Raw genomic sequence first — 15,114 nt, forward strand, 5'->3', positions numbered from 1 at the left:
TCCTTCACTCGTTGCCGGGGCCGAGCGTCGTCTTCTGGATCTGCATGAGGAACTCGATGTTGTTGCGCGTCTTGCGCAGCTTGTCGAGCAGCAGCTCCAGCGCCTGCTGCGGCTCGAGCGCGGCGAGCACCCGGCGCAGCTTGATGACGATGGCCAGCTCGTCGGGCGACATGAGGATCTCCTCCTTGCGCGTGCCCGACGCGTTGACGTCGACGGCCGGGAAGACCCGCTTGTCCGCCAGGCGGCGGTCCAGCTTGATCTCCGCGTTACCGGTGCCCTTGAACTCCTCGAAGATGACCGTGTCCATCGTCGATCCGGTCTCGACCAGCGCCGAGGCGATGATGGTCAGCGAGCCGCCGTTCTCGATGTTGCGGGCGGCACCGAGGAAGCGCTTGGGCGGGTAGAGCGCCGTGGAGTCGACACCGCCGGAGAGGATGCGCCCGCTGGCGGGGGCCGCCAGGTTGTAGGCGCGGCCCAGGCGGGTGATCGAGTCCAGCAGCACGACGACGTCGTGGCCCATCTCGACCAGGCGCTTGGCGCGCTCGATGGACAGCTCCGCGACCGTGGTGTGGTCCGACGGCGGCCGGTCGAAGGTCGAGGCGATGACCTCGCCCTTCACCGAGCGCTGCATGTCGGTGACCTCCTCGGGCCGCTCGTCGACGAGGACGACCATGAGGTGGCACTCGGGGTTGTTCGTCGTGATCGCGTTGGCGATCGACTGCAGCACCATCGTCTTGCCGGCCTTGGGCGGCGACACGATGAGGGCGCGCTGCCCCTTGCCGATCGGCATGACCAGGTCGATGACCCGGGTGGTCAGCTGGTGCGGCTCGGTCTCCAGCCGCAGGCGCTCCTGCGGGTAGAGCGGGGTCAGCTTGGTGAACTCCGGGCGCTGCCGGGCCTGCTCGGGCTCCAGGCCGTTGACGGTGTCCAGCCGGACCAGCGCGTTGTACTTGTCCTTGCGCTCGCCCTCGCGGGGCTGACGGACGGCGCCGGTGATGGCGTCACCGCGGCGCAGGCCGTAGCGGCGCACCTGCGACAGCGAGACGTAGACGTCGTTCGGGCCGGTCAGGTAGCCGGAGGTGCGGACGAACGCGTAGTTGTCCAGCACGTCGAGGATGCCGGCGACCGGCAGGAGGACGTCGTCCTCGCTGATGGTCGGCTCGTTCTGGTCGAAGCGCTCGCGGTTGTTGCCGCGACGGTTGCGGTCCCGGTAACGACGCCCCCGGCGGCCGCGACCGCCCTCGAAGTCGTCGTCGTCCTCGTCGTTGCGGTTGTCGGTGCCGCGGTCGTTGCGGTTGTCGGTGCGGTTGTCCGGCCGGCCGCCGCGCTCGCCCCGGTCGGGACCGCGGTTGCCGTCCCGCTCGCCGCGGGTGGTGTCGCGGTCGGTGCGGGTGGTGTCGCGGTCGCCGCGGGTGGTGCGCTCGGCGCGGTCGCCGCCGTCCCGGGTGGCCTCGCGCTCGCGGTTGTCGCCGCGGTCGCCACGGTTGCCGCCGTCCCGCTCGCCGCGGTTGCGCCCGCGGTCGCGGTTGCGCTGCGGGCGGTCGCCCTCGGTGCGCTCGCCGTCGGTCTGCTCGGGCGCGGTGCCGGCTGCGGGCGCAGCGGTCCCGGCGCGCGGCTCGGGCGCGCTCGGCGCGACCTCGCCCGCCGGGGCGGTGCCCTCGGCCGCCGGAGCAGCGGCCTCGGCCGCCGGGGCGGTGGCCTCGGCCGGAGCGGTGCTCTCGGCCGCCGGCGCGCCGGCGGGCCGGCTGGCCGCACGACGGCGGCGCGGGGCGGCCTCGGTGCCCGCGTCGGGCGACGCGGTCAGCGGACCGCTGTTCGCGCCACCGCTGATCGGGGCCTCGAGCGGTGCGGCCGTGGCAGCCACCCCGCGCGCGGTGTCGGCGCCACGAGCGGTCGGGATGTCGGCGGGGGCCGCGTCGGTGGTGGCGCCACCAGCACCCTCGCCGCCCACCTGGCGGGCGGAGATGGCGGCGACCAGGTCGCCCTTGCGCATCCGGGCGGTGCCGGAGATGCCGAGCTCGGCGGCCAGTCGCTGCAGCTCGGGCAGCAGCATGCCGGAGAGCCCGCTGCCGCGGCGACGGGTACGGCCCGTCGTCCCAGAAGCGGCAGGTGCCTCGTCGGTGCCTGCGCCCTGCGGCGCGGTGACGAGGTCGGTGGTCTCGCTCACGTACAGGTCCTTCCCTGCGGAGACCTGCGCCTACCAGCGCAGGGGGTGATCCGGCCCCTGCCGCCCGATCTTTGAGCGGACAGCGAGGAAAGCGGGATGCAGTGGGTGCGGAGCGGTTCTGCGGCGACGGACATCAGATCGTCTGCAACGCCCCGCGCGAGGCTCGCCCGACTGGGCGGCTACGCCGTGAGCCTAGTTCGAGCTCACGAACGCGACAACACCGTGCGGTACCGGTGTGTTCCTCGTTATCGAGACGATACCTGCTGGCCGGGGCGCTGCACACGCGCACCGTGGACATCCACCCCCAGGGGGAGCACCGACCACCCCTCGGGAGTGAGATCGGCCACGTCGCGCACGCAGACCGCGCCGGCCGGGTCGTCCGCGGGGTCGTCGGGGTGCCGCCGGGTGAGCACCAGCAGGCTCGGGCCGGCGCCGGAGACCACGGCGGCGTGGCCGGCGGCGCGCAGCCGTTCGAGCAGCCGCGCGGAGTCGGGCATGGCCGCCGCGCGCTGCCGCTGGTGCAGCCGGTCCTCGGTCGCCTCGAACAGCAGCGCCGGCTCGCTGACCAGGGCGTGCACCAGCAGCGCGGCGCGCCCGGCGTTGAAGGCCGCGTCGGCGTGCGGGACGGCGTCGGGCAGCAGGCCGCGGGCGACGTGCGTGGACAGCGTCGCGTCGGGGACGAGCACCACCGGTCGCACGTCGTCGTGCACGGGGATGGTGTCGGCGCGGGCGACCCCGCCGGTCGTCCACGACAGCGTCGCCCCACCGAGCAGGCACGGGGCGACGTTGTCCGGGTGGCCCTCCAGCTCGGAGGTGAGCCGGAGCACCGCGTCGAGGTCGACGGTGTCGACCTCGGGGCACAGCGCCCAGGCGCCGAGCACGCCGGCCACGACGGCCGCCGCCGACGAGCCCATCCCCCGCCCCTGGGGGATGCCGTTCTCGGCGACGACGCGCAGGCCGGACGGCGTCCAGCCGAGCTCGTCGCACGCGGCCCGGAAGGCGCGCACCACCAGGTGCGACTCGTCCGTGGGCAGCTCCCCCGCGCCCCTGCCGGAGACCTCGACCTCCAGGCCGGACGCGACGACGCCGAACGCGACGACGTCGTGGCAGGCCAGGGCGATGCCCGCGCTGTCGAAGGCCGGCCCCAGGTTGGCGCTGGTGGCCGGGACGCGGACCCGCACCGCGTCCGGGTCGAGCTGCGCCACTACAGCCCCAGCTGGGCGGCGGCGGTCGCGGCGTCGACCGGGACGGTGACCGGGGCCGGCGCGCCGGAGATGGCCCACTCCGGGTCCTTGAGCCCGTTGCCGGTCACCGTGCAGACGACGCGCTGGCCGGGCTCGAGCTCGCCGGCCTCGGCGACCTGGAGCAGCCCGGCGACCGAGGCGGCCGACGCCGGCTCGACGAAGACGGCCTCGGTGCGGGCCAGCAGCCGGTAGGCGGCCAGGATGGCCCGGTCGGTGACGGCGTCGATGCGCCCGCCGGACTCGTCGCGGGCGGCCAGCGCCTTGGTCCAGGACGCCGGGTTGCCGATGCGGATGGCCGTGGCGATGGTCTGCGGCTGCTCGACGACCTGCCCGGTGACGATGGGCGCGGCGCCGGCGGCCTGGAAGCCCCACATCCGCGGTGTCCGGCCGGCCGTGCCGTCGGCGGCGTACTCGCGGTAGCCCTGCCAGTACGCGGTGATGTTGCCGGCGTTGCCGACCGGCAGGCAGTGGATGTCGGGGGCGTCGCCGAGGACGTCGACGACCTCGAACGAGGCGGTCTTCTGCCCCTCGATCCGGTACTGGTTGACGCTGTTGACCAGGCTGACCGGGTAGTCGATCGACAGCTTGCTGGCCAGCGCCAGGCAGTCGTCGAAGTTGCCGTCGACCTGCAGCAGCTTGGCGCCGTGCACCAGCGCCTGGGCCAGCTTGCCCAGGGCGATCTTGCCCTGCGGCACCAGGACGGCGCAGACCAGGCCGGCGCGCGCGGCGTAGGCGGCGGCGCTGGCGCTGGTGTTGCCGGTGGAGGCGCAGATGACCGCCTGCGCGCCCTCCTCCTTGGCCTTGGTGATGGCCATGGTCATCCCGCGGTCCTTGAACGACCCGGTCGGGTTGGCGCCCTCGACCTTGAGGTAGACGTCGCAGCCGGTGCGGCGGGACAGCTCCTGCGCCGGCACCAGCGGGGTCGCGCCCTCCTGGAGGGTGACCACCGGGGTGCTGTCGCTGACCGGCAGCCGCGAGCGGTAGGCCTCGATGAGGCCGGGCCACAGCGGGGACACGGTGCCCCGCACGGGCAGCTGCGTCGTCATGACAGTCCTTCCACACGCAGGATGCTGGTGACGCCGCGCACCGCGGGCATCTCCCGCAGCGCGGTCACCGTCGCCGACAGGGCGGCGTCCGGGGCGCTGTGCGTCACGATGACCAGCGTCGCGGCGTCCCCGTGCCCGTCCTGCCGCACGGTGGCGATGCTGACCCCGTGGCGGGCGAACTCCTGCGCCACCGTCGCGAGCACGCCCGGCTTGTCGGCCACGTCGAGGCTGACGTGGTACCGGGTGGGGGTCTCGGCGATCGGCCGCGCGGGCAGCCCCGCGTAGGTGGTGACGCCCGGGCCGGCGACCCCGGCGACCCGGTTGCGCGCGACGGCGACCAGGTCGCCGAGCACGGCGCTGGCGGTCGCGTCCCCGCCGGCGCCCTGGCCGTAGAACATCAGCTGCCCGGCGGCCTCGGCCTCGACGAAGACGGCGTTGAACGCGCCGCCGACCGAGGCCAGCGGGTGCGTCGTCGGGATCATCGCCGGGTGCACGCGGACGGCGACGGAGTCCCCGCCGTCCGCCAGCACCCGCTCGCAGATGGCCAGCAGCTTGACCGTGCAGCCGATCTCCGCGGCGCGGGCGACGTCGGTCGCGGTGACCGCGGAGATGCCCTCCCGGTACACGTCCGTGGCCGAGACCGGGGTGTGGAACGCCAGCGAGGCCAGGATGGCGGCCTTGGCCGCGGCGTCGAAGCCGTCGACGTCGGCGGTCGGGTCGGCCTCGGCGTACCCCAGCTCGGTCGCCTCGGCCAGGGCCTCGGTGAAGCCGTGCCCGGTCTCGGCCATCCGGGACAGGATGTAGTTGGTCGTGCCGTTGACGATGCCGACCACCCGGCGCAGCTGGTCACCGGCCAGCGACTCGCGCAGCGGGCGCAGCAGCGGGATCGCCCCGGCCACGGCGGCCTCGTAGTACAGGTCGACGCCGGCCTTGGCCGCGGCCGCGTGCAGCTCGACGCCGTCGTCGGCCAGCAGCGCCTTGTTGGCGCTGACCACCGACTTGCCCGCCTCGAAGGCGGCCAGGAGCAGCGACCGCACCGGCTCGATGCCGCCGATGACCTCGACGACCAGGTCGACGTCGTCCCGGGTCACCAGCCCGTGCGCGTCGGTGGTGAGCAGGTGCGCCGGGACGTCGGGGTGCCGGTCGGGGCGGCGGACCGCGACGCCGGCGACCTCGACCGGCCGGCCGATGCGGGCGGTGAGGTCGCCCGCCTGCTCCTCCAGCAGCCGGAGCACGGCGCTCCCGACGGTGCCGCAGCCCAGCAGCGCGACCTTCAGCGGATCACTCACGAGCGGGCTCCTGCCGGGTGCTCGGGCGCGGGCTGGTCGATCGCCGGCGAGGGCGCGGGCACGTCGGCGAGGACGGCGTCGAGGGCGAACACGTCCGACAGTGTCTGACGCCGGACGACCTCCGTGGCGACGCCCTCCCGGACGGCCACCACCGGCGGCTTGAGCAGGTAGTTGTAGTTGCTCGCCATCGACCAGCAGTAGGCGCCGGTCGCGGCGACGGCGAGCAGGTCGCCGGGCTGCACGTCGGCGGGCAGCCACAGGTCGCGGACCAGGACGTCGCCGCTCTCGCAGTGCTTGCCGACGACCCGGCACAGCGCCGGCGGGGCGTCGGAGGTCCGGTTGGCCAGCACGCAGGTGTAGGACGCGTCGTAGAGCGCGGTGCGGATGTTGTCGCTCATCCCACCGTCGACCGAGACGTAGTTGCGCACCTGCGGGGCGCCCTGCCCGCCGCTGCCCAGCCGCACCGGCTTGATGGTGCCGATCTCGTACAGCGTCACCGTGCCGGGGCCGGCGATGGCCCGCCCGGGCTCGACGGCCAGCCGTGGCACCGGCAGGTCCAGCGCCGCGCACTCGGCGGCGACGACGCTGCGCAGCCGGCGGGCGACGTCGTCGGGGCTGACCGGGTCCTCCTCCGGCAGGTAGGCGATGCCGAAGCCGCCACCGAGGTTGAGCTCCCCCAGCACCTCACCGGTGGCCTGCCACACCTGGCCGAGCAGGCCCACCACCCGGTGCGCAGCCGCCTCGAACCCGGCGGTGTCGAAGATCTGCGAGCCGATGTGGCTGTGCAGGCCGGTCAGCCGCAGGGCCGGCTCGCGGATGACCCGGACCGCGGCGGTCAGCGCGTCGCCGGTGGCCAGCGAGAAGCCGAACTTCTGGTCCTCGTGGGCGGTGGCGATGAACTCGTGGGTGTGCGCCTCGATGCCGACCGTCGTCCGGATGAGCACCGGCACCGGCGCGCCGCCGGCGGCGACCCGCGCGGCGGCCATCGGGACCAGCCGGTCGATCTCGTCGAAGGAGTCCAGGACGACGTGGCCGATGCCGGAGTCGACGGCCAGCTGCAGTTCGACGAGCGACTTGTTGTTGCCGTGCAGCGCGATCCGCTCGGCCGGGAACCCGGCGGCCAGGGCCAGGGCCAGCTCGTTGCCCGAGCAGGCGTCCAGGTGCAGGCCGTCGTCGGCGATCCAGCGGGCGACCTGCCCGCAGAGGAACGCCTTCGACGCGTAGTGCACGTCGGCGCCGTCGAAGGCGGCGGCGAAGTCCGCGGCCCGGCCGCGGAAGTCGGCCTCGTCCAGCACGAACAGCGGGGTGCCGTGCGCCCGCGCCAGCTCGGTGACCGGCCGGCCACCCAGGTGCAGCTCGCCGTCGACCCGCTGCGCCGACCGCGGCCAGACCTGCGGGTCGAGGGCGCCGAGGTCGGCCGGCGGCAGGCCGACCGACGGCGGCGGGGTCATGCCGCCGTGCAGCGGGCCGGCAGGGTGCGCTCTCACATCCGCTCCGGGGCGTCGACGCCCAGCACGCCGAGGCCGTTGCGCAGCACCACGGCGGTGGCCGCGCACAGCCACAGCCGGGCGGTGGTCAGCGGGGTCGCCTCCTCGTCGCCGCGCGGGAGCACGCGGCAGGAGTCGTAGAAGCGGTGGTAGGTGCCGGCCAGCTCCTCGAGGTAGCGGGCCACCCGGTGCGGGGCGCGCAGCTCGGCGGCCGACGTCAGCACCCGGGGGAACTCGCCGATCGCCCGCAGCAGGTCGTTCTCCCGCTCGTGGGTCAGCTCGGCGACGTCGACGCCCCCCGGGTCGCCGAGCGCCAGGCCGAGGTCGGCGGCGTTGCGCAGCACGGAGGAGATCCGGGCGTGCGCGTACTGGACGTAGAAGACCGGGTTGTCGTTGGTCTGCCGGCTCCACAGGTCGAGGTCCAGGTCGATCTGCTGGTCGACCGAGGCCCGCGCCAGGGCGTAGCGGGCGGCGTCCTTGCCGACGGCCTCGACGAGGTCCTCGAGCAGGACGACGGTGCCGGCCCGCTTGCTCATCCGCACCGGCTCGCCGTCGCGGACCAGGTTGACCAGCTGGCCGAGCAGGATCTCCAGGTTGACCTCGGGGTCGTCGCCGACCGCGGCCACCAGCGCCTTGTACCGGCCGACGTAGCCGGCGTGGTCGGCACCCAGCATGATCACGACCTTGTCGAAGCCGCGGTTGCGCTTGTCCAGGTAGTAGGCGCAGTCGGCGGCGAAGTAGGTGGGGTCGCCGTCGCTCTTGACCAGCGGACGGTCCTTGTCGTCGCCGAAGTCGGTGGTCCGCAGCCAGGTGGCGCCGTCGGCCTCGTAGACGTGGCCGTTCTCGCGCAGCCGCGCGATGGCCTTCTCCAGTGCACCGGTCTCGTGCAGCGTGCGCTCGCTGAAGTAGACGTCGAACTCGACGCCGAACGCGGCCAGCGTCCGCTTGATCTCGGCGAACATCAGCTCGACGCCGCGCTCCCGGAAGCGCTCCTGCTGCTGCTCCCCGGGCAGCTCCAGCACGCCGGGCTCGGCGTCGACGACCTGGGTGGCGATCTCGCCGATGTAGTCGCCGGCGTAACCGTCCTCGGGTACCGGCCGGCCGTGGGCGGCGGCCATCAGGCTGCGGGCGAACCGGTCGATCTGCGCACCGGCGTCGTTGAAGTAGTACTCCCGCGTGACGGTGGCGCCGCTGGCCTCCAGCAGCCGGCCGAGGGCGTCGCCGACGGCGGCCCAGCGGGTGCCGCCGATGTGCACCGGCCCGGTCGGGTTGGCCGAGACGAACTCCAGGTTCAGCTTCTGCCCGGCGAGGGTGTCGGTGTGCCCGTAGGCCGGGCCGGCGGTGACCGCCTCGACCGCGATGCGGCCGAGCGCGCCCTGGGCGAGGGTGACGTTGAGGAAGCCGGGCCCGGCGACGTCGACCGCGGCGATGCCGGGCCGGGCGCGCAGCTCCTCGGCGAGCACCTCGGCGACCTCGCGGGGCGGGCGGCCGGCGGGCTTGGCCAGGCGCAGGGCCACGTTGGTCGCGTAGTCGCCGTGCTCGGGGTTCTTCGGGCGCTCGACGACGACGTCCTCGGGCACCGGGACGGCCAGCGCGCCGCGGTCGACGGCGGCGGCCACGGCGGTCCGGACGACGTTCCGCAGCTGCTCGGGTGTCACCGCACGAGCGTACTGACCGGGCCCGTGCGCCCCGTGCGGCCTTCCTCACCCCGACCGGCGTTCTGCCCGGGTGCGTTCAGGTCGCGCACCTAGACTCGGCGGCCGCACCCGCCGCGCAGGAGTCGCCGCGCGGCGCACCGGCACGCGCACGGACGCGGCCGGCGAGGACACCGAGCACCGAGGAGAGGCCTTGGCCAAGGACCGCAAGCCCGAGCCCCACCGCACGCGCGGCGGAGCCGACCGGGCGGGCGCGGCAGGCGGGAGGGGCGGGCGCACGCGTCCGCCGGTGACCAACGTCGTGGCCCCGCAGCGGCCGTGGGGGCTGATCGCCGCCGCGGTCGCCGTCCTGGTGTTCGCCGCCGCCGTCCTCACCTACGCCGTCCTGCAGGTCAACGAGGCCGAGGAGGGCCGGGTCGACTCGGCCGACGAGATCCAGGGCCTGCAGACCTTCGACTACGCCGCCGGCCAGCAGCACGTCACGACCCCGGTCACCTACGAGCAGTCCCCGCCGGTGGGCGGGCCGCACGACGGCGAGTGGGCCGACTGCACCGGCACCGTCTACGACGTGCCGATCCGGCTGGAGAACGCCGTCCACAGCCTCGAGCACGGCGCCGTCTGGATCACCTACGACCCCGGCGTCGTCAGCGGCGACGCCCTGCAGACGCTCACCGACCTGACCAGCGAGTCCGGGCGGATGCTCTCCCCGAACCCCGGGCAGGACTCCCCCGTCAGCCTGCAGTCCTGGAACCACCAGCTGAAGGTCGACTCGGCCGACGACCCGCGGGTCCAGCAGTTCGCCGACTTCTTCACCTACAACCAGGAGTTCTACCCCGAGCCGGGTGCCAGCTGCGAGAACCCGCAGTTCATCAGCGACCCGCTGACCGTGGAGGACAGCAGCCGCGGCGCTGCCTCCACGACCACCGACTCCCCGACCACGCCGACGGCCGGGGCCGAGACCGGCGCGCCGTGACCGCCGGGCGCAGCCCGCTGCGGGTCCTCCTGCTGGCGGTCATCGCCGTCGGGCTGGTCCTGATCGGCGGGGGCGCGGCGGTCGCCCTGGGCATCGGCCGCGGCGAGGCGACGCCGGAGTCGGGGTCGGTGGCGGCCGGTTTCGCCCGTGACATGTCCCAGCACCACCTGCAGGGCGTGGAGATGGCGAACCTGGTGCCCGAGCGCAGCACCGACCCGGAGGTCCGCCAGCTGGCCTTCGACATCGCCGAGACCCAGCAGAACCAGGCCGGTCGGATGCAGGGCTGGCTGGCGCTGTGGGGCCTGCCGCCCAGCGGCGGGGACACCATGGCCTGGATGGGCCCGGGCAGCGGGCACGCCGGGCACGACGTGGCCCCGGCGCACGGCGGTCTGATGCCGGGGATGGCCACCGAGTCGGAGCTGGCGCAGCTGCGCTCCCTGTCGGGCACGGAGTTCGACGTCGAGTTCCTGCGGCTGATGATCCGGCACCACCAGGGCGGCTTCGACATGGCGCAGTACGCCGCCGAGCAGGCCGACGTCCCGGCCGTCGCGGACCTGGCCGGCACGATCGCCGAGACCCAGACGGCGGAGGTGACGACCATGGAGGGGATGCTCGCCGCCCGCGGCGGCACCCCGCTCCCCGCGCCCTGACGCACCGCCGTCCGGACGCCGCGGCGGGGCTGGTAGGTTCTACGACGCCCCACCGCAGAGCCCCCGTAGCTCAGGGGATAGAGCACCGCCCTCCGGAGGCGGGTGCGCAGGTTCGAATCCTGCCGGGGGCACCCAGCAGCACGAGAGGCCCCGCCGACCCGGGAACGGGTCGGCGGGGCCTCTCGCGTCCGGGGGCGCCCCCTCCGTCACCGCAGCGGTCAGGCGGCACCCGGCGGCGGCTTCCCGACCGTTCCGGATCACGGCGACGAGCTCACCTGGCTGGTGCGGCGGAACGCCGCCGACGGTGAGCGGTTCCGGTCAGGCGGCGGGATCGACGGCGACGGGCTGCAGCGGCAGCAGCAGCTGGTCGAGCGGCAGCCGGTCCCGGGCGGCCGTCTCCCGGCTGGCGAACGGCTCGGCGAGCTGCACTCCCTCGTCACGGCGCCCCAGAGCCAGCACCACGAGCGGCATGACCTCGCCGGGGGCGGCGAGGAGCGCGGCGACCCGGTCCCGGTCGAAGCCCCCGAGCTGGTGGACGACGAGGCCCTCGTGCTGCGCCTGCACCGACAGGTGCGCCACCGCCTGCCCGGTGTCGTAGACCGCCCACGGCCGGGCCGTGCCGTCCGGAGCGGCCGTCTCGGCGGCGGCGACGACGAGCGCCGAGGCGGCGTGGGCCCAGGCTCGGTTGCCGGGGGCCAGGGCATCGAGCACGCCGGCGTGCTCGGCGCTGCCCCGCAGCGCGACGGCGAACCGCCACGGCTGGGTGTTCGACGCGCTCGGCGCCCAGCGGGCGGCCTCGAGCAGGGCGGTGAGCTGGTCGACCGTGAGCTCGTGCCGGGGGTCGAGGGCGCGGGGGCTCCACCGCTCGGCGAGCAGCGGGTGCAGCGGCGCGGCGGTGGTCGCGGTCTTCGAGGTGGGCGGGTTCGTCGCGGTCATGGCGTCCGTTCCGTGTGTCGCTCGGTCGGCAGCGGGTCGAGGAGTGCACCGCGTCGCCGGATGGCTGCCCTGAGAACCTGCTTGAAGGCTCAACCATGCCGGTGTCGTGAGGTGATGCCCGGCACGCGCCGGTACGTGCCGGCCGACGAGGGGACCGGCGCCCGGCGAGCACTGGCCGGGGCGGCAGCGAGGGGCCCCGCCGTCCGCGGCGGGGCCCCTCGTCCGTCCGGGGCCGGCGTCAGGCGCGCAGCGCAGTGACGGCGGCGGCCACGGCGTCGGCCAGCGACGCCGGCGCGCGACCGAGCAGCCGGGCCAGGTCGTCGCCCTCGACCAGGAGCTCGCCGGCGGCGACGCCGCGGTCGCCGTCGGCGACGACGGCCGCGACCGGCTCGGGCAGGCCCGCGGCGACCAGGACCTGCTGGTACTGCTCGACGGGCAGGTCGGTGTAGGTCACCGTGCGGCCGGTCGCTGCGGAGACGACCTGCGCCAGTTCGGTCATGGTGAACGGCGCGCCGCCCAGCTCGTACACCGCACCGGCGTGCCCGTCGGTGGCCACGACGGCGGCGGCCGCCGCGGCGTAGTCGGCGCGGGTCGCCGCGCTGACCGCGCCGTCGCCGGCCGCTCCGGCGATGCCGTGCTCCAGGTAGACGGGCAGCTGGGCGGTGTAGTTCTCCGTGTACCAGCTGTTGCGCAGCAGCGCGTGCGGCACCCCGGCCTCGGCCAGGAGCTGCTCGGTGGCCCGGTGCTCCTCGGCCAGCAGCAGCGTGGAGGTGTCTGCGTGCGCGATGCTGGTGTAGGCGATGAACCCGACGCCGGCGGCGCGCGCCGCCGCGACGGCGTTGCGGTGCTGCCGCACGCGCTGCCCGACCTCGCTGCCGGAGACCAGCAGGAGCCGGTCGGCGCCGGCGAGGGCCTCCTCCAGCGACGCCTCGTCGTCGTAGTCGGCGGTGCGGACGACGACGCCGCGGTCGGCGAGGTCGGCGAGGGTCCCGGTGCGGCGTCCGGTGGCGACGACGTGCGCGGCCGGGACGCCGCGTTCCAGCAGCGCCTCGACGGCCAGCCGGCCCAGGTGTCCGGTGGCTCCGGTGACGACGATCGACATGTGGGTGCTCCTCGGGGCTCTCGTGCGGGGCGGACGGCGGTCCGCCCCGCACGAACCCCCCGTCCGGAGACGCATTCCCCGGCGGGAGCAGGTCCCCCGGACGGGCGGCCCTGGTCAGCTGGTGAGCAGGCCGCCCTCGACCGGCAGCGTCGTCCCGGTGACGTAGCCGCCGGCGTCACTGACCAGGAAGACCAGCGCGGCGGCCAGCTCCATGGGGTCGCCCTTGCGGCCGGCCAGGACGCGGGTCATCTGCCCCTCGATGTAGCCCTCGGGGTACTGGTCGGTCATCTCCGACTCGAAGAAGCCGGGGGCCAGCGCGTTCACCCGGATGCCCTTGCGGCCGGTCCACTGCTGCGCCAGGTCGCGGGTGAGCCCGATGAGACCGGCCTTGCTGGCCGCGTAGGCCGCCTGGGGCAGCCCGGCGGTGGTCAGCCCGAGGATGCTCGAGATGTTGACGATCGAGCTGCCCGGCTGCATCACCCGCGCGCAGGCCTGCGCCATCCAGTAGCAGCCGTTGAGGTTCACGTCGATCACCGAGCGGAACTGCTCCGGGGTCTCCCGGGTGGCCGGCACGGCGGTGCCGACGCCGGCGTTGTTGACCAGGACGTCGACCTTCCCGAACTCCGCCACGGTGGCGTCCACGAGCCCCTGGCAGTCCTCGGGCCGGGCGACGTCGGTGCGCACCGTGATCGCCCGCCGTCCGGCCGCCTCCACGGCCGCGCGGGTGTCGCCCAGCCGGTCCTCCCGGCGGGCGCCGAGCGCGACGTCGGCACCGGCCTGGGCCAGGGCACGGGCGAACACGGCACCGAGGCCGGAGGACGCCCCCGTCACGATCGCCACCCGGCCGTCCAGCCGGAACATGTCGAGGACCGTCCTGTCCGTCACGTGCACTCCCGTCGTCGTCGGTGGGCCCTGAGCCTGTCGCCCCCGCGGCCGCCCCGCCACCCGCGGCCCTCGGAACTGTGGGGTAGAGCACAGACCTCCCGGGTAGGGGCCGGACCCGTTCTGCGATCCGGTGGGGAGGACCCGTGGCCAACCTGGCACAGCACCTGCTCGACACCACGGCCGCGCACGGCGACCGGCCGGCGCTCCGGATGGACGACGCCGTCCTGACCTACGACGGGTTCTGCGAGGCCGCCGCCGGCGTGGCCGCGGGCCTGCGGCAGCGGGGCGTGCAGCCCGGCGACCGGGTCGGGATGGTGCTGCCCAACGTGCTCAGCTTCCCGGTCGTGTTCTACGGCGCGCTGATGGCCGGCGCCGCCGTCGTCCCGATGAACCCGCTGCTCAAGGCCCGCGAGGTCGAGTACTACCTGCGCGACTCGGGCGCGCGGCTCGTGGTGGCGCTGGACGCGATCGCCGAGGCGGCCACCGAGGCCGCGGCCGCCGTGGGCGTCGACGCGGTGACCGTCGGCCCGGTCGACGCCGGCGAGGCGCTGGACGGGTCCGGCGGCCGGGACCTCGAGCCACGGGAGGACCAGGACGCGGCGGTCATCCTCTACACCTCGGGGACCACCGGCCCGCCCAAGGGCGCGGAGCTGACCCACGCCAACCTGGCGGGCAACGCGCGGACCACCCGCGAGACGCTGCTCGAGAACACCCCCGACGACGTCGTCATGGGCTGCCTGCCGCTGTTCCACGTCTTCGGGCTGACCTGCGCGCTCAACGCCGCGGTCATGGGCGGCTCCTGCCTGACCCTGCTCCCGCGCTTCGACGGCGGGAAGGCCCTGTCGATCGTCGAGCGGGACCGGGTGACCGTCTTCGAGGGCGTGCCGACGATGTTCGCCGGGATGCTCCACCAGCCCGACCGCGACCGGTACGACGTCAGCAGCCTGCGGCTGTGCGTCTCCGGCGGATCCGCGATGCCGGTCGAGGTCATGCGCGGCTTCGAGGAGGCCTTCGGCTGCATCGTGCTCGAGGGCTACGGGCTCTCCGAGACCTCGCCGGTGGCCTCGTTCAACCACCCGCACGCCGAGCGCAAGCCCGGCACGATCGGCACGCCCATCCGCGGCGTGGAGATGCGCCTGGTCGACGACGAGGGCCGCGACGTCCCCAGCGGGGAGGTCGGCGAGATCGCCATCCGCGGCGAGAACGTCATGCGGGGCTACTGGGGCAAGCCCCAGGAGACGGCCAAGGCCATCCCGGACGGCTGGTTCCGCACCGGCGACCTGGCCCGGCAGGACGAGGACGGCTACTTCGCCATCGTCGACCGCAAGAAGGAGATGATCATCCGCGGGGGCTACAACGTGTACCCGCGGGAGATCGAGGAGGCGCTCTACGAGCACCCCGCGGTCGCCGAGGCCGCGTGCGTCGGCGTCCCGCACCCCGAGCTGGGCGAGGAGGTCGCCGCGGCGGTGGCCCTCAAGCCCGGGCAGCAGGCCGACCCCGACGAGCTGCGCGCCTGGGTCAAGGAGCGGGTGGCCGCCTACAAGTACCCGCGGCACGTCTGGCTGGTCGAGTCCCTGCCCAAGGGACCCACCGGCAAGATCCTCCGCCGGGCCGTCGAGGTCCCCGAGGGGGTGCGGGCGTGAGCGGACCCGCGACCGCACGCACGGACGCAGCACCCAC

12 protein-coding genes and 1 tRNA gene are annotated in these 15,114 nt (G+C 74.8%); 4 read left to right on the forward strand and 9 right to left on the reverse strand.

Translation table 11 applies throughout. From position 1 onward, the window contains the following. Positions 1 to 4: 4 nt before the first annotated feature. From rho to argS, 6 genes are all read right to left on the reverse strand, one after another. Complete coding sequence (rho, locus tag BLS21_RS01065; RefSeq protein WP_091212720.1) at positions 5 to 2,167, reverse strand: transcription termination factor Rho; 2,163 nt, start codon at positions 2,165 to 2,167, stop codon at positions 5 to 7. A 245-nt stretch (positions 2,168 to 2,412) separates the two neighbouring features. After that, the gene (gene thrB / locus BLS21_RS01070; protein WP_091212721.1) at positions 2,413 to 3,372 is read right to left on the reverse strand and encodes a homoserine kinase; all 960 of its coding nucleotides are present in this window, start codon (positions 3,370 to 3,372) and stop codon (positions 2,413 to 2,415) included. Beyond that, positions 3,372 to 4,457, reverse strand: coding sequence for a threonine synthase (gene thrC / locus BLS21_RS01075; RefSeq protein WP_175479351.1), 1,086 nt, complete (start codon positions 4,455 to 4,457; stop codon positions 3,372 to 3,374). Before thrC ends, thrB begins: the two co-directional genes overlap by 1 nt. Beyond that, entirely contained in the window at positions 4,454 to 5,746 is a 1,293-nt protein-coding gene (locus BLS21_RS01080; RefSeq protein WP_091212723.1) for a homoserine dehydrogenase, read from the reverse strand. The genes thrC and BLS21_RS01080 overlap by 4 nt, the downstream gene beginning before the upstream one ends. Next, the gene (lysA, locus tag BLS21_RS01085) at positions 5,743 to 7,233 is read right to left on the reverse strand and encodes a diaminopimelate decarboxylase (protein WP_091212725.1); all 1,491 of its coding nucleotides are present in this window, start codon (positions 7,231 to 7,233) and stop codon (positions 5,743 to 5,745) included. The genes BLS21_RS01080 and lysA overlap by 4 nt, the downstream gene beginning before the upstream one ends. After that, positions 7,230 to 8,891, reverse strand: a complete 1,662-nt coding sequence (gene argS / locus BLS21_RS01090; protein WP_091212726.1) for an arginine--tRNA ligase — start codon at positions 8,889 to 8,891, stop codon at positions 7,230 to 7,232. Before argS ends, lysA begins: the two co-directional genes overlap by 4 nt. Positions 8,892 to 9,177: 286 nt before the next feature. On the opposite strand from argS, the gene BLS21_RS01095 reads away from it, so the two are divergent. The 3 genes from BLS21_RS01095 to BLS21_RS01105 all read left to right on the forward strand — a co-directional run bounded on the left by BLS21_RS01095 (position 9,178) and on the right by BLS21_RS01105 (position 10,642). Then, positions 9,178 to 9,861: a thioredoxin-like domain-containing protein gene (locus tag BLS21_RS01095; RefSeq protein ID WP_245699901.1), complete on the forward strand. Its 684-nt coding sequence runs from the start codon at positions 9,178 to 9,180 to the stop codon at positions 9,859 to 9,861. Further along, positions 9,858 to 10,511, forward strand: a complete 654-nt coding sequence (locus tag BLS21_RS01100) for a DUF305 domain-containing protein (RefSeq protein ID WP_091212730.1) — start codon at positions 9,858 to 9,860, stop codon at positions 10,509 to 10,511. Before BLS21_RS01095 ends, BLS21_RS01100 begins: the two co-directional genes overlap by 4 nt. 59 nt (positions 10,512 to 10,570) lie before the next feature. Continuing rightward, positions 10,571 to 10,642, forward strand: a tRNA-Arg gene (locus tag BLS21_RS01105). Between the two features lie 187 nt (positions 10,643 to 10,829). Here BLS21_RS01105 and BLS21_RS01110 read toward each other — a convergent pair. The 3 genes from BLS21_RS01110 to BLS21_RS01120 all read right to left on the reverse strand — a co-directional run bounded on the left by BLS21_RS01110 (position 10,830) and on the right by BLS21_RS01120 (position 13,434). Beyond that, positions 10,830 to 11,447 carry a nitroreductase family protein gene (locus BLS21_RS01110; protein WP_091212731.1) on the reverse strand — a complete coding sequence of 206 codons (618 nt, stop codon included), beginning with the start codon at positions 11,445 to 11,447 and terminating at the stop codon, positions 10,830 to 10,832. Positions 11,448 to 11,685: 238 nt separating this feature from the next. Then, on the reverse strand, positions 11,686 to 12,549 hold the full coding sequence (locus tag BLS21_RS01115; RefSeq protein ID WP_091212733.1) for an NmrA family NAD(P)-binding protein: 864 nt from the start codon (positions 12,547 to 12,549) through the stop codon (positions 11,686 to 11,688). A gap of 114 nt (positions 12,550 to 12,663) precedes the next feature. After that, complete coding sequence (locus BLS21_RS01120; RefSeq protein WP_217635929.1) at positions 12,664 to 13,434, reverse strand: SDR family NAD(P)-dependent oxidoreductase; 771 nt, start codon at positions 13,432 to 13,434, stop codon at positions 12,664 to 12,666. A gap of 143 nt (positions 13,435 to 13,577) precedes the next feature. Between BLS21_RS01120 and BLS21_RS01125 the strand changes: the two genes are divergently transcribed. Continuing rightward, positions 13,578 to 15,077, forward strand: coding sequence for a long-chain-fatty-acid--CoA ligase (locus BLS21_RS01125; RefSeq protein WP_091212734.1), 1,500 nt, complete (start codon positions 13,578 to 13,580; stop codon positions 15,075 to 15,077). Positions 15,078 to 15,114: the final 37 nt, after the last annotated feature.

This window comes from Geodermatophilus siccatus (assembly GCF_900103785.1).
GTDB classification, from domain to species: Bacteria; Actinomycetota; Actinomycetes; order Mycobacteriales; family Geodermatophilaceae; genus Geodermatophilus; species Geodermatophilus siccatus.

Bases quoted from the DNA above. Each gene is read 5' to 3' on its own strand.
- BLS21_RS01110 (WP_091212731.1), bottom strand. From the start codon at position 11,447: ATGACCGCGACGAACCCGCCCACCTCGAAGACCGCGACCACCGCCGCG.
- BLS21_RS01115 (WP_091212733.1), bottom strand. From the start codon at position 12,549: ATGTCGATCGTCGTCACCGGAGCCACCGGACACCTGGGCCGGCTGGCC.
- thrC (WP_175479351.1), bottom strand. From the start codon at position 4,457: ATGACGACGCAGCTGCCCGTGCGGGGCACCGTGTCCCCGCTGTGGCCC.